Genomic DNA, 15,104 nt, shown 5'->3' on the forward strand with positions numbered 1-15,104 from the left:
ATACATAATCGTATGACTCTATAGCATATGAAAACTGCGATTCTAGTGAATCTTTCATTAGAATCGCAATTTTTATATTATTTATTGTGTCTTAATAGGGTGCATACATAAAACTAAATTAAGTGATAATATGTCGGCGTGTATAAGAGATCATTCAGGGATCTGTATAGAGGTTCTTGAATTTAGCGCCTTTTTAAGTCATAATAAAAAGATAAGGATTTGTAATAAGGAGGTATATATGATTGTCGATTTTCATATGCATTCTACCTTTTCTGATGGTGTAGAAGTACCAAAACAATTATTACAACATGCCGTTACTAACAATATTTCCATCATATCACTTACCGATCATGACGAAATTGCAGGTGTGGATGAATTATTAGCATCTATATCACCCGTGAGAATTATTACAGGTTGCGAATTTAGTGGTCATTATAAAGGCAAAGATATTCATATTTTAGGCTATGATTTTGATCGTTATAGTCCTAGATTATGTGAATTTATTGAGTATTTTAAAACTAAGCGAGAAGACCGTATTAAAGAAATTATACGATTATGCAATGAACATGGTTATGTTATTAGTTTTGAAGAATTGAAAGAACTATATTCTCATACAAAAGCTTATGGGCGCCCTCATGTGGCACAGTTATTGATCAATCACGGTTATGCAAAAGATGTACAAGAAGTGTTTAGTTCTATTTTGAGCTCTAAAAGTCCTTGTTACATACCTAAAGTGAAAATCGAGGTGTCAGAGATTTTAGATATTATTCATGGTGCTCATGGTTTGTCTGTACTAGCTCATCCAAAGTTAATTAATAATGATGACTATGTAAAAGAATTATTAACCTATGATTTTGATGGTGTCGAGGTGTATCATTCGAAACACAATGAAGAAGACGAAGCATTATATGCGCAAATGGCAAAAGAACGAAATCTATTTGTTACAGGTGGCTCTGATTACCATGGTATACCTAATCGATATCCTCGTTATTTAGGTGAATATACCGTAGATAGTAGCAAAGTAGAGTCATTTATCAATCTTTTAGATGAAAGGACGCATCAATGGAAGTAATTGCTTTTGTTGGTAGCAGCGGTACTGGTAAGAGTCATAGAGCTCTCGTACTAGCTCATGAAAATAGTGTAGAATGCATCATTGATGATGGTATTTTAATTTATGATAATAAAATTGTAGCCGGTACATCGGCAAAAAAGGAAGCCAACCGACTCAAAGCAGTTCGGCGAGCTATTTTTCAAGACCCATTACAAGTTAAAGCTGTAAAAGAAGAACTGAAAAAAATTAATCCAAATAAACTTATGATTATTGGCACCTCTGACAATATGGTGAAAAAAATAACGAAAGCTTTAGGATTGCAAGATCCTGATCGTTATATTCGTATTGAAGATGTAGCTACACCAAAGGAGATTGAACGCGCTCAATATGCGCGGTTAAAAGAAGGGAAGCATATTATTCCTGTTCCTACCATGGAATTAAAGCCTCATTTTAGAGGGTACTTAATTGATCCATTAAAAACAATTTGGCGTCGTAGAACATTTAGAAAACAAGATCCAGACAAAATTGGTCACATTGGTTCTGAAGGTTTTGAACGTTCTGTGGTAAGACCGGCCTTTAGCTATTATGGTCGTCTAACATTTGATGATGACGTAATTATTAAACTTGTTAAAAATGGATTGAAAAAAGTAGCTGGCGTAGATACATCGTCAGACATTACTTTCAAAAAAAGTTCGAAAGGGCAAAATGGATTGATGTTAGATATGTCTGTTGTTATTGAACGAGGTTATTCTGTGAAACCATTAATGCAAGAGGTACAGAAATCAGTTCGCAACGAATTAGAATATATTACAGGCATGTCTGTAGAACGGATGACCATTAAAGTTAAACATATTGTAGAAACAAAGCGTAAAATTATTAAACGCACCTAGGAGTAAGAATGAAGTCATATTATATTTATACCTACGGTTGTCAAATGAATACGGCCGATTCCGAGCGACTATCGCATCAATTAGAACTGGTTGGCTATGGTCCTACAGAAGATGTAGAAGAGGCGGATTTAATTCTATTGAATACTTGTGCTGTTCGTGAAACTGCAGAAACTAAGGTGTATGGACGGATTGGTGAATTAAAACGATTAAAACAAAAAAATAAAGACTTAATTATTGCTATTACTGGTTGTATGGCTCAGAAAAATCAAGCAGATATGTTCAAACGAGCTCCACATATTGATATTGTATTGGGGACGCATAATATTCAACATATTAATGAAATGATTGATGAAGTAAAACGAACTCACAAACATCAAATCAATGTAGAAATGGACCATACAGTGTTACCAGAGTTAGAGGCTAAACCAAATGGTACGTTTTTTGCTTGGGTTCCTATTATGAATGGCTGTAATAAGTTCTGTACATATTGCATCGTTCCTCATGTACGAGGCCGCGAGATTAGTCGACCTGTGGAAGCTATCGTAAAAGAAGTAACCGAGTTAGGTAAAAAAGGCTTTAAAGAAATTACTTTGTTAGGGCAAAATGTAAACTCCTATGGGTTAGACTTTAAAGATGGCACTGATTTTGGTACTTTAGTAGATGCTCTTGACAATATTCCTGGTATTGAGCGGATTCGCTATATGACGAGTCATCCTCAAGATATGACGAAATCCATGATTGATGCATTAGGTCGATCTAGCAATATTGTGACTCATTTACATTTACCAATTCAGTCTGGTTCCAATCGTATTTTACAAAAGATGAATAGACACTATACCATCGAGCATTATAAAGAACTATTACAATATTGTCGTGAAACAATCAAAGATGTAGTAGTTACTACAGATATTATTGTAGGCTTTCCAGGAGAAACAGAGGAAGATTTTGAACAAACGTTACAACTGCTTAAAGATGTACGATACGATATGGCGTATACATTTATTTATTCTAAGCGGTCGGGCACTCCAGCAGCTACGATGGAAAACCAAGTACCAGAGGAAGTAAAACGAGTTCGATTACAACAATTAATGGACATTCAAAATGAAATTTCTTTAGAGCTAAATAAAGAAATGGAAGGTCACATATATGATATTATCGTAGAAGGTCCAAGTGCAAAAGATGATAATATGTGGTTTGGTCGTACATCAGGGAATAAAATGGTATTATTTCCCAAAGATGAGTCTTTAACAGTAGGTATGACTGTACCAGCTTATATTGATAAAGCACAAACTTGGGTCTGCTACGGCACGATTCAAAAGGGGTAAGAATGGCAAAAAAATTAACACCTATGATGGAACAATATTTAGAGATTAAATCTCGTCATCCTGACGAATTATTGTTCTTTCGGTTAGGTGATTTTTATGAACTATTTAATGAAGATGCAATTACAGCATCTAGAGAATTAAATATTACCTTAACAGGCCGATCTGCAGGGGAAGAGGAACGAACACCAATGTGTGGCGTTCCTTTTCATGCTGCTGAAAGTTATATCGATACTTTAGTAAAAAAAGGCTATAAAGTTGCTATTTGCGAACAATTAGAGGATCCGAAAGCTGTAAAAGGTATTGTAAAGCGGGATGTTGTAAAAGTCATTACCCCTGGTACTGTTATGACAGAAAATGGAAATGATGCACGGAGTAATAACTTTTTATCTCTCTTTTATGCTGTAAAAGATGGATGGGTTTTGATTTTTTCGGATATATCAACAGGGGAAGTCATCTGGGACCGCGTTCCTACAGATCAAATGAGTCATCTCTATGATGCTTTTAGTATTTATAGACCATCTGAAATCATTGTTCCTGAGGGTAGCACGATACCGACGCAAATTACAGATTTTATTGATAATCAATTTGAGCATATTGTGTTTTCTCCATTTTCTGCATTGAATCGAATAGAAGAAGCTAGACAAAAAGCCAATGACCATTTTGAAAGTGTTGGTTTAATGGAAGAAGATGTGCTAGAAGCATTAGGTTTTATGCTCCTCTATTTAGAAGAGTCTATCAAAACTGGTATTTCTCATATTAACTACCTTCATCAATTAGATGTGGGCAATCGATTGATTTTAGATACTGCCTCACTGCGCCACTTAGAAATTACCCATAATCTTCGTGATGGCGGTGTAAAAGGGACTTTACTTGATGTATTAGATCGTACATTAACACCTATGGGGGCACGGCTATTAAAACAATGGTTAGAAACACCACTCATAGATGTACCTCATATTCAAAGACGACAAGCGGCTATTTCTGAATTGATTACAAAACATGCGGAAAGTCTAGAATTACAATCGTATTTAGACAATATTTATGATTTTGAACGTATTGTAGGTCGTATTGAAACTGGATCTGTATCACCACGAGACTTTACCTCTTTGCGGGAATCATTAGAAGTATTGCCGCGTATTAAATCTGTATTGGCCCAGTTTTCAGGTCTCGCTTTAACATCTATTAATGAACGCATGAATGATCATCGCGATATATATGAGCTCTTATCTAGAGCGATTGCTGAACAGCCTGCTTTGACATTAAAAGAAGGTCGTGTCATTCGAGATGGCTATAATGAAGAACTAGATGAACTTCGTTCTTTATCTACCAATAGTCAAGAATGGTTAAAAGAGTTAGAAGATAAAGCGAAGGAAGAAACTGGTATTAAATTAAAAACTGGATATAATAAAGTATTTGGTTACTATTTTGAAGTGACTCGATTACATGCAGAAAATGTGCCTCCTTACTTTATTCGTAAACAAACGTTAGCTAATGCAGAACGCTATATTACGCCAGAATTGAAAGAATTTGAAATCAAAATTCTCAGTGCCAAAGAAAAAATCATCGCTTTAGAACATCGCTTATATCAAGAATTGCGGGAGCAAATTAAAGATGTGGTTAAAAGTGTTCAAGAAACGGCAAGAGCTCTGGCCGAACTAGATGTATTAGCATCGTTAAGCACAGTAGCATATGAGTCGAATTATATTTGCCCGAGTATCATTATGAATGGCTCTATTAATATTCGTGATGGTAGACATCCAGTCATTGAAAAACTCTTAAAACGTGAGGTATTTGTACCTAATGATGTACTATTGAATCACGATGAAGAAGAGTTTATGCTCATTACAGGCCCTAATATGGCCGGCAAGTCTACGTATATGCGACAAGTAGCAATTCTTATGATTATGGCCCAAATCGGTTCTTTTATTCCTGCTCGAGAAGCCACGATTTCTCCAGTAGATCGCATTTTTACACGCGTTGGTGCTAGTGATGATATTTCTACTGGGCAAAGTACGTTCATGGTGGAAATGAAGGAAGTAGCTTATATTTTAGATAATGCTACTTCGAAAAGTTTAATCATCCTCGATGAAATTGGTCGAGGCACAAGTACGTTTGACGGTTTGAGCATTGCTCAAGCGGTAGTAGAACATATTTGTAAACACGTGCATGCAAAAACTTTATTTGCTACACATTACCATGAGTTAATTCCTTTGGAAGATGTATATCCGAGGTTAAAAAATTATACCGTAGCTGTCAAAGAAAAAGGGAAAGATATTGCTTTCTTGCGCCGTATCATTCGAGGCGGCGCAGACCGGAGTTATGGTATTCATGTAGCTAAATTAGCAGGTCTTCCACAACAAGTATTAAAACGAGCAGAAGTGATCTTATCGAATTTAGAAGAACAAGGTCCATCTAGTGAAAATTTAGCAGATCGAGTACAGACGTCTCATACAGTGAATGGTGCAGATCTGATTACACCCTTAACTGCTAAAGATATAAACAGTTTAGAGGGATTTGGAAATCTATTTACTCACTCTGTAGTAGATTCATTATTAGCTATGGACATCAATACGATGACCCCTATAGAAGCGTTAAATGCTATTCATCAATTACAATTAGAAGCTCGCAATGGAGGCGGTAAATAATGGCGACTATTCATGTATTGGATGAAACAACAATCAATAAAATAGCTGCCGGAGAAGTTGTAGAAAGACCTGCATCAGTGGTAAAAGAGCTAGTTGAAAATTCTATCGATGCTGGTGCTACAACGATTGACGTAGAAATTGGTGATGGTGGTATTAATTATATGCGCATTACCGATAATGGAAAAGGGATGGTTGAAGAAGATGCTCGTCTCGCTGTATTGCGCCATGCGACGTCAAAAATTCAACAAGTAGAAGACTTATTTGATATTGCTTCATTGGGCTTCCGCGGCGAAGCGTTAGCTAGTATTGCCTCAGTATCTCATTTTTCCTTAGTAACGCGAACAAAAGAGAATGATATGGGCACGCGTATCCTTATTGATGGCGGTGCTTTCACAGATTGTAGTCCTTATGGGTCAGCGCCTGGTACGACCATTGAAGTACGAGATTTATTTTATAATACGCCAGCGCGAAGAAAATTTTTGAAAACAGAGCGTACAGAAAGCTCAAAAATTCAAGATATTGTAGGTAAACTAGCGCTTAGTAATCCTCATATTGCATTTAAACTCACTGTAGATGATAAGATCTCCATTATCACTCCTGGAAATGGAGTATTAGCCGATACTGTGGCAGCCTTATATGGATATAAAACGAAAGAAGATATTTTTTCTGTTGCCTATGAAAGTGAACATATCTTTATTGAAGGTGTCGTATCAAAACCGACATTATTGAAGAGCACTCGTATTTGGCAAACAATTATCGTTAATAATCGCGTTATTTCTGATAAAACTATTATTAAAGCCATCGACAATGCCTATCATGCATTGCTCCCCAAAAATGGACATCCTTTAGTGGTTTTACAAATTACAGTGCCACCGGACATAGTGGATATTAATGTACATCCTCGCAAGAGTGAAGTTAAATTCTCGGATGATAAAATCATTTTTAAAGCTGTTTATCATAGTATTTTAAACGCTTTAAATAATCCGTTGCACGAACGATATCAGCGAGAGTCTTCTCAATTTTTAGACTCTTCTATGAATACCGAGTCTAAAGGCTATGATTCGTATCAATCCACACAGTCTGTTAAAGATATGAACAATGTAGCAGAACATATTGCTACTACAGTTGACTATGATAAGGTTTTTGGCAATACTCGTAGCAAAGGCTATGAAGTATTGCGCCAAGAAACACAAGACTTTGTAGATGGATTAAAAGAAAAGGGCTACACGGCACCTAAAAAAGTTAATTATGAACAGGAATATTTTGACGATGCTTCTTTCACCGCTGTACCAACTGCTTATAGTAGTTATACGACGGAAGATAAAGAACGATTCCATCGTATCCACAGCGAAACTATAGAAGAACGGCAAATTCAAACCTCTGGTTTTATACCGATGGGACAAGTTGCTTCTTGCTATATTTTGGCAAAAAAAGGAGACGATTTATACATTATCGACCAACACGCTGCTCATGAACGAGTGCGTTACGATGTATTATGTAAATCGTCGGAAGCAATTCCCATGCAAACTTTATTAGTACCTATTTATCATAGTGCAACGGATGATGAAATCGATTTGATCGACACAGAACGAGATGCTTTATTAGACTTGGGTTTTGACGTTGAATTAGGTGGACCTAGTCAAATGAAAGTGGTAGGAGCGCCTGTTGATCTTGTAGAAAGTAAAGCGCAAGAAATTTTGCAATATGTATTTACCTATTTACATAATCATGAACAACCTACACAAGCACAATTGCGTCATGAAATGTTAGCCTACGCCTCGTGTCGTGGTGCTATAAAAGCGGGCCATAATCTCAATATGTATCAAATGACTACACTTATTGAAGACTTATTTCATACAGAAAAACCATATGTGTGTCCTCATGGACGTCCTACTATTATTAAATTTACACCACAAGAACTGGGAAAATTATTTTTGCGTTCTTAATGATAATAGAGTTTAGATAAAAGGGTTATATGATTATTACGACATCGCAAAAAATAACAGAAGAGAAAAAATTAGAAGCTAAACGATTGGCCTTAGAATTTTCTTTATCTTATGTTGAACGTGCTAAGCGTCCTTTGCAAGAGTTGTTAACTATATCTCAGCCTGTAGCGGTAGTCGGTAATCAGGACTTAACGATTCATTTCAATGAGGACCAAAGACATAGCTTTCATCTATCTATGGCGCAACTGAGATTGTTGAGAATTGATAAAGATGGCGATGATCATTTAGTATCTGCGGTGAACCAACTCATACATAATAAGGATGCATCTGATCATGGTTCCGTACAGAATTTATCCATGTTAGATTGTACATTAGGACTTGGCGGGGATAGTATCATCTTATCTTATGCCTTTCCTAACGCTTCCATTGAAAGTATAGAAGGTTCTTTTCCCATTTGGTTAGCTACTACTTATGGCTTACAGAACTTTCACCACGAAAAGGACGATGTAACGGCTGCGTTACGACGGATTACAACGATCCACGGTGATTTTCGGGATATACTAGCTAAGAAAGAAAAAAAGAGTGTCCATATCATTTATTTTGATCCTATGTTTGAACGGCCTATTGAAGAAAGTCCTCAATTTAAACCGTTGCGTGGATATACGGTGGAGAGTACGATTACTGATGCTGTGATGATGCAGTCTAAAGAAGTAGCTCGGTTAGGTGTGATTATAAAAGAAAGACCATCTAGTTCTATTTTTCGTAGATATCCACCTCATGCATGGGTAGGTGGAAAATACAGTCGTATTGGATATGGTATATATTACGTATAGGAGATATGATGGAGCGGTTAATTACGATTCTAGGTCCTACAGCAGTAGGGAAAACAGACTTAACATTGGCGTTAGCTAAAGCCTACGGTGCCGAAATTATTTCTGGCGATGCTTACCAAGTATACAAAGGGTTAACGATTGGTACGGCGAAACCTAATGAAGAAGAATTGCATATAGCCCCGCATCATTTAATCGACATATTAGAGCCTAATGATACGTATAGTGTTTCTCTTTTTCAAAGACAAGCAAAAGATATTATTGCAAGGTTAAATGATAAAGGGACTATTCCTATTCTATCCGGTGGGACTGGGTTATATGTACAGTCCTTATTAGAAAATTATAATTTTAATGATATAGCACCAAATGTTGAACTGCGAGAACAATTAGATATACTATATGAAGAACGTGGTATAGATGGCCTTAGGCATAAGGCTGAAGATCTTGCTGACAAAGGCGGAATTCAGATTAATTATACTGATAAACATCGCTTATATCGTGCCATTGAATTGATGGAGGCTGGCCATTATGAAGGGGTAATAAATCAAACGAAAGATGGTTTATCCTATATGGGGCCAGTGATAGGATTAGAAAGAAGTCGAGATGATTTATACGAGCGTATCAATAGACGCGTGGATATCATGATTGACCGTGGATTAGTAGATGAAGTCAGATTTTTATTACATCACGGTGTTCAAAGAGAAAGACAAGCTTTCAAAGGTATCGGTTACAAAGAGATGATTCAATATATCGATGGTCATATTACCCTTCATGAGGCTATTGAGTTAATTAAGAAACATACGCGTCATTTTGCAAAGCGTCAAATTACATGGTATAAGCGGATGCCTTATATTAAGTGGATCTATATTGATTCATCTATGACTGAATTAGATATTTTTGAACAAGCTCAATCTATTATTACAAAAAATTTAGGTATCTAGATTGGCATATATAGTATTGGATATTATAAAGTAACGTATATAAAGAAGAGATATAATGACATTAGAAGATATTCGCAATACAGCTCTTGCAATGGCAGAACCAGAATTTAAGAAGTTTGAACCGATTGCATTGGCTAACACAAAAAAAGTATTAGAAGCCTTTAAAGAATGCCAAGTATCTGACTACCATTTCAATGGCACTACTGGATATGGCTATAATGACGGAGGTCGGGAAAAATTAGATGAAGTATTCGCCTATGTCTTTAAAGGTGAAAAAGCACTGGTAAGACCTCATTTTGTATCGGGCACCCATGCGTTAGCTACCACTTTGATGGCAATTATGGGGAATGGTGATAAAGGTAAGGAATTTATTTATGCTGTAGGCGCTCCTTACGATACTATGCAATCTGTCATTGGCGCTACGAGAGAAGTGAGAGGCTCCTTAGTTGAAAAGGGCTTTATCTATAAAGAAGTACCTTTAAAAGACAATCGCTATGATTTAGATGCTATTGGTGATGCTGTTACTAAAGATACGAGAACAGTAGTGATTCAACGTTCTCGTGGTTATAGCACTCGTGAGCCTTTATCAATTGATGATATTCGATCCATTGTTCACGTAGTGAAAGCTAAGAACCCAGCAGCGATTTGTTTCGTTGATAATTGCTATGGTGAATTTACAGAATTAGAGGAACCCTTAGAAGCCGGTGCAGATATTATGGCTGGATCACTTATTAAAAATGCTGGCGGTGGATTAGCACCTACCGGTGGTTATATTGTAGGTCGAGCAGACTTAGTCGAAGATGCAGCATATCAGTTAATAGCACCTGGTTTAGGGGATCATATGGGATCGTATACACCTGGGTATCGATTGTTTTTCCAAGGACTATTCATGGCTCCTCACGTTGTATTGCAAGCTTTAAAAGGGGCGGTGTATACAGCGGCAGTAGGAGAACTGTTAGGATATGAAGTATTTCCTAAAGTTAATGCAAAGCGTTATGATTTGATTCAAGCCATTAATTTAGAAAATGCTGATGAGATGGAACAATTTTGTCGCGGTATGCAAGCGTATTCCCCAGTAGATGCTCATGTTCATCCTATTCCAGGAGATATGCCTGGGTATGAAGATAAAATCATTATGGCTGGCGGTACTTTTGTGCAAGGTTCTTCTATTGAACTTAGTGCTGATGGCCCTATTCGACCACCATATACTATTTTTATGCAAGGTGGCCTAGTATTTGAACATTCCATGCTCGGTATTTTAGGCGCTGCAGAAGAAATTTTGAAATATCGCCAGTAAATGGTATAGTACTAGTATTCCTAGTATGGAATACAATAATTAGTGTTTTACACGTCAGGCTTTCACCCTGATTATTCTTGGTCTTTTGACCTGTAAGGAGAAAGTATGAAAAAAAAGATTGCTGTTGCCATGAGTGGTGGCGTAGATAGCTCGTTAACAGCTGCTATGTTACTGAAAGAAGGTTATGAAGTATTTGGCATTACATTATGGTTATGGGTTAGTGGAACAGACTACGATTCTGTACCATTAGCAGTGACAGATGCTAAGAAGATGTGTGATTTTCTCGGTATAGAACATCATGTTATCGATGCGAGAGATGTATTTTATGATAATGTGGTAGATTATTTTGTAAAAGAATACGCTTATGGTCGTACACCGAATCCATGCGTATTTTGTAACAAAAATATTAAATTTGATTTAATGTTAAATAGAGCCTTAGAACTAGGTGCGACTCATATGGTAACAGGTCACTATGCGCAAGTTAATTTTAATGAAACGAGCGGTTTATATGAATTGCATAAAGGCATTGATCCATCGAAAGATCAAAGTTATGTTATGTACAATATGAACCAACACATTTTGAGTCATCTTATGTTCCCATTAGGTGGGCAACATAAGACGGAAACTCGAAAAATGGCAGAAGAATTTAATTTGCCTGTAGCGAAAAAACCGGATAGTGTAGATATTTGTTTTTTACCGCATGGTAATTATCAAAAATTAGTAGAAGAGGAAATGAAAGCGCCACCAAAGCCGGGCAATATTGTTACGGAAGAGGGGGAAGTATTAGGTCGTCATACAGGTCTTTTTAATTACACCATTGGCCAACGAAAAGGCCTAGGTGTGGCTTATAAATATCCTTTATATGTAATAGGTTTTAACGGTGAGAAAAACGAAGTTATCGTAGGACCTAATGAACGATTATTTACGAATAAAATGATTTGTAAATTTTATAATTTCTTAGACGACACAATTCCAAAAGAATTACATGCGGAAGGGAAAATTCGATATGCTGCCAACCCATCTCCTTGCGTAGCTAGAATTTTAGATGATGAAACGATGGAAGTCATTTTTGAGGAACCGCAACGAGCTATTACACCGGGCCAATCGGTAGCGTTCTATAAAGGAACTCAACTATTAGGAGGCGCGGTTATCGATACAGTATGTTAGAAAGGAGACGACAAATCATCTGATTTGTTGAAATATTATGTCAACCGAAAAGATTCGAAACTTTTGTATTATAGCCCATATCGATCATGGTAAATCGACTATTGCCGATCGTTTAATCGAATATACTGGTACATTGCAGAAACGTGAAATGGAAGCCCAAGTCTTAGATTCTATGGATTTAGAACGAGAACGGGGCATTACGATTAAAGCGCAATCTGTACGTATCTTATATAAAGCAGAAGATGGTGAAGAATATACGTTAAATCTTATTGATACGCCAGGTCATGTAGATTTTAGTTATGAAGTATCTCGATCACTAGCGGCCTGTGAAGGTGCTTTACTAGTAGTAGATGCTGCACAAGGTGTAGAAGCACAAACGTTGGCAAATGTATATCTTGCGTTAGAGCATGATTTGGAAATTATTCCTGTTATCAACAAAATTGATTTGCCATCTGCTGATCCAGAGCGAGTAAAACAAGAAATTGAAGATATTATTGGTCTTGATGCATCAGAAGCAGTGTTAGCATCTGCTAAATCTGGTATTGGTATTCCTGAAATATTAGAGGCTATCGTAAAGAAAGTGCCTCCTCCAGAAGATAAATCCAATGAACCAACGAGAGCCCTTGTTTTTGATTCGAGATTTGATGCTTATAAAGGTGCTATTGCATACGTACGCGTAAAAGAAGGTTCTTTAAAAGCTAAAGATACAATTCGCATGATGCATGATAATAAGGATTTTGATGTTACTGAGTTGGCTATTTTTACACCTCATTTAGTACCTGTTACAGAACTTCCTTGTGGCTCTGTAGGTTGTGTAGCGGCGAGTATTAAAAATGTAAAAGATTGTCACGTTGGAGATACCATTACTTTAGCTAATAATCCTGCTGCTGAACCATTGCCTGGGTATCGAAAAGCTGTATCTATGGTATATTGTGGTTTATACCCAACAGATTCTAAAGATTATGAAAATCTTAGAGATGCGTTAGAGAAATTACAGCTTAACGATGCAGCGCTAGAATATGAAGCCGAAACGTCATTAGCTTTAGGCTTTGGTTTCCGATGTGGTTTTTTAGGGCTTCTTCATATGGACGTCATTCAAGAGCGTTTAGAGCGGGAATATAATTTATCCCTTATCACGACAGCACCATCTGTAAACTATAAGGTGTATAAAACAAATGGGGAAATGCTAGAAGTCGATAACCCAGCGAAGTTGCCACCGCCTACAGAAATCGATTATATCGAAGAACCTTATGTAAAAGCTACAACTATAGTGCCTAAAGATTTTGTAGGTACTATTATGGAGCTTTCACAAGATAAACGAGGCGAATATCAATCGATGGAATATTTAGATGAAACTAGGGTATCCGTAGTGTATCACTTGCCATTAAGTGAAATCATTTATGATTATTTCGATAAATTGAAATCTGCTACGAAAGGCTATGCTTCATTAGATTATGAATTGATTGGTTATCAACAATCACCTATGGTGAAAATGGATATTCTCTTAAATGGAGATCCTGTTGATGCTTTATCCATTATTGTACATAAGGATCGTGCAGCTACTCGCGGACGTGCTTTAGCAGAGAAATTGAAAGAGTTAATTCCGCGTCAAATGTTCGAAATACCGATTCAAGCTGCTGTAGGGACTAAAATTGTAGCTCGAGAAACTGTAAAAGCATGGCGTAAAGACGTATTGGCCAAATGTTATGGTGGCGATATTTCTCGTAAACGTAAATTGCTTGAAAAACAAAAAGCCGGTAAGAAACGTATGAAATCAGTGGGCTCTGTTGAAATTCCACAAGAAGCATTTATGGCAATCTTAAAGGTAGAAGATTAAATGAATAGTAATCAATCATTACGATTGGTAGAACGGGGTATGGGGATGTACATCCATATCCCGTTTTGCAAACAAAAATGTATATACTGTGATTTTCCTGCTTACCAAAATTTGCAGGACTATTACGATACCTATCTATATGCTTTATTGCAAGAAATGACATTGTTTAAAGAAGCTTATCCTGAATCGGGCGACATTTTGATCGATACGGTTTATTTTGGGGGCGGCACGCCAACAGAATTATCAATTTTACAATTGGAACAAATTATTGACCATATAAAATCTCTCTATCACTTAGCTGATGACTGTTATTTCACCATAGAGTCTAATCCGGGGGAGGTAACACGAGACTATTTAGTAGGACTACGAAAGTTAGGCTTTCAACGAATTAGTTTTGGTGTTCAAACCTTTAATAACGAGGCTTTACAAATGTTGCGGCGAAGCCATACTGGTGAGGAGGCCATAGAAGCAGTGAAGATGGCTCATGATGTAGGTTTTCCTGATATTAATATAGATATAATCTATGGTTTGCCCAACCAAAAGGGAGCTGATATAGAAGAGACTCTTCGTATCATTTCTTCTGTACCTATTAATCATGTGTCTACTTATGGTCTTCAAGTAGAAGAAGGGACATATTTGTATCATTTAGTAAATACAGAATTACTATCTTTACCTGATGAGGATAGTGAAGAGCAGATGTATGAAACGATTATAGGTGGATTAGAAAAACTAGGGTTTGAACGATATGAAATTTCTAATTTTGCTAAAGATGGCGCCTATAGCGCACATAATCTCAAATATTGGCATGACTCTGATTATTTAGGTTTTGGCGCAGGGGCTCATTCCTTTTACAAAGGTGTAAGGAGAGAAAATAATCGAAATGTCATGCCTTATGCAAGAACTGTTGATAATTATGAACTTCCTATTGTACAAGAAGAAGTGATTTCTAAAGATAGAGCTATGGAAGACTATTCCTTTTTAGCACTGCGGACGAAATGGGGACTTTCAGAAAAACGATTTTATGAGAAGTTTGGTATTTCTCTTGCATTAAAATACAGTGATGTATTGGCAACATTAATAAATCAAGGCCTCATAGTCTATGAAGCAGGGGTTTATAAATTAACAAAAGAAGGTATTAAACGAGGGAATTACGTATTTACACATTTTATATGACC

Annotated in this window: 11 protein-coding genes; all 11 read left to right on the top strand. The window is 36.7% G+C overall.

Translation table 11 applies throughout. The features are described from left to right. Positions 1-238 precede the first annotated feature (238 nt). Entirely contained in the window at positions 239-1,072 is an 834-nt protein-coding gene (locus NFR29_RS01490; RefSeq protein WP_251422165.1) for a PHP domain-containing protein, read from the top strand. Next, positions 1,063-1,941 (top strand): Asp23/Gls24 family envelope stress response protein, encoded by an 879-nt coding sequence (locus tag NFR29_RS01495; RefSeq protein WP_251422168.1) that lies wholly within the window; start codon positions 1,063-1,065, stop codon positions 1,939-1,941. The genes NFR29_RS01490 and NFR29_RS01495 overlap by 10 nt, the downstream gene beginning before the upstream one ends. Before the next feature lie 8 nt (positions 1,942-1,949). Then, entirely contained in the window at positions 1,950-3,266 is a 1,317-nt protein-coding gene (gene miaB / locus NFR29_RS01500) for a tRNA (N6-isopentenyl adenosine(37)-C2)-methylthiotransferase MiaB (RefSeq protein WP_251422170.1), read from the top strand. Between the two features lie 2 nt (positions 3,267-3,268). Further along, the gene (gene mutS, locus NFR29_RS01505; RefSeq protein WP_251422173.1) at positions 3,269-5,911 is read left to right on the top strand and encodes a DNA mismatch repair protein MutS; all 2,643 of its coding nucleotides are present in this window, start codon (positions 3,269-3,271) and stop codon (positions 5,909-5,911) included. Next, on the top strand, positions 5,911-7,857 hold the full coding sequence (gene mutL / locus NFR29_RS01510; RefSeq protein WP_251422176.1) for a DNA mismatch repair endonuclease MutL: 1,947 nt from the start codon (positions 5,911-5,913) through the stop codon (positions 7,855-7,857). The genes mutS and mutL overlap by 1 nt, the downstream gene beginning before the upstream one ends. Before the next feature lie 29 nt (positions 7,858-7,886). Beyond that, entirely contained in the window at positions 7,887-8,690 is an 804-nt protein-coding gene (locus NFR29_RS01515; protein ID WP_251422179.1) for a class I SAM-dependent methyltransferase, read from the top strand. Positions 8,691-8,698: 8 nt separating this feature from the next. After that, positions 8,699-9,628: a tRNA (adenosine(37)-N6)-dimethylallyltransferase MiaA gene (gene miaA / locus NFR29_RS01520; RefSeq protein ID WP_251422182.1), complete on the top strand. Its 930-nt coding sequence runs from the start codon at positions 8,699-8,701 to the stop codon at positions 9,626-9,628. Positions 9,629-9,683: 55 nt separating this feature from the next. Beyond that, complete coding sequence (locus tag NFR29_RS01525; RefSeq protein ID WP_251422185.1) at positions 9,684-10,925, top strand: methionine gamma-lyase family protein; 1,242 nt, start codon at positions 9,684-9,686, stop codon at positions 10,923-10,925. A gap of 105 nt (positions 10,926-11,030) precedes the next feature. Beyond that, entirely contained in the window at positions 11,031-12,092 is a 1,062-nt protein-coding gene (gene mnmA, locus NFR29_RS01530; RefSeq protein ID WP_251422187.1) for a tRNA 2-thiouridine(34) synthase MnmA, read from the top strand. A gap of 37 nt (positions 12,093-12,129) precedes the next feature. Further along, positions 12,130-13,929, top strand: coding sequence for a translation elongation factor 4 (gene lepA / locus NFR29_RS01535; RefSeq protein ID WP_251422190.1), 1,800 nt, complete (start codon positions 12,130-12,132; stop codon positions 13,927-13,929). After that, on the top strand, positions 13,930-15,102 hold the full coding sequence (hemW, locus tag NFR29_RS01540) for a radical SAM family heme chaperone HemW (RefSeq protein WP_251422193.1): 1,173 nt from the start codon (positions 13,930-13,932) through the stop codon (positions 15,100-15,102). Positions 15,103-15,104 lie beyond the last annotated feature (2 nt).

This window comes from Veillonella agrestimuris (assembly GCF_943193065.1).
In the GTDB taxonomy this organism is placed as follows: Bacteria; Bacillota; Negativicutes; order Veillonellales; family Veillonellaceae; genus Veillonella; species Veillonella agrestimuris.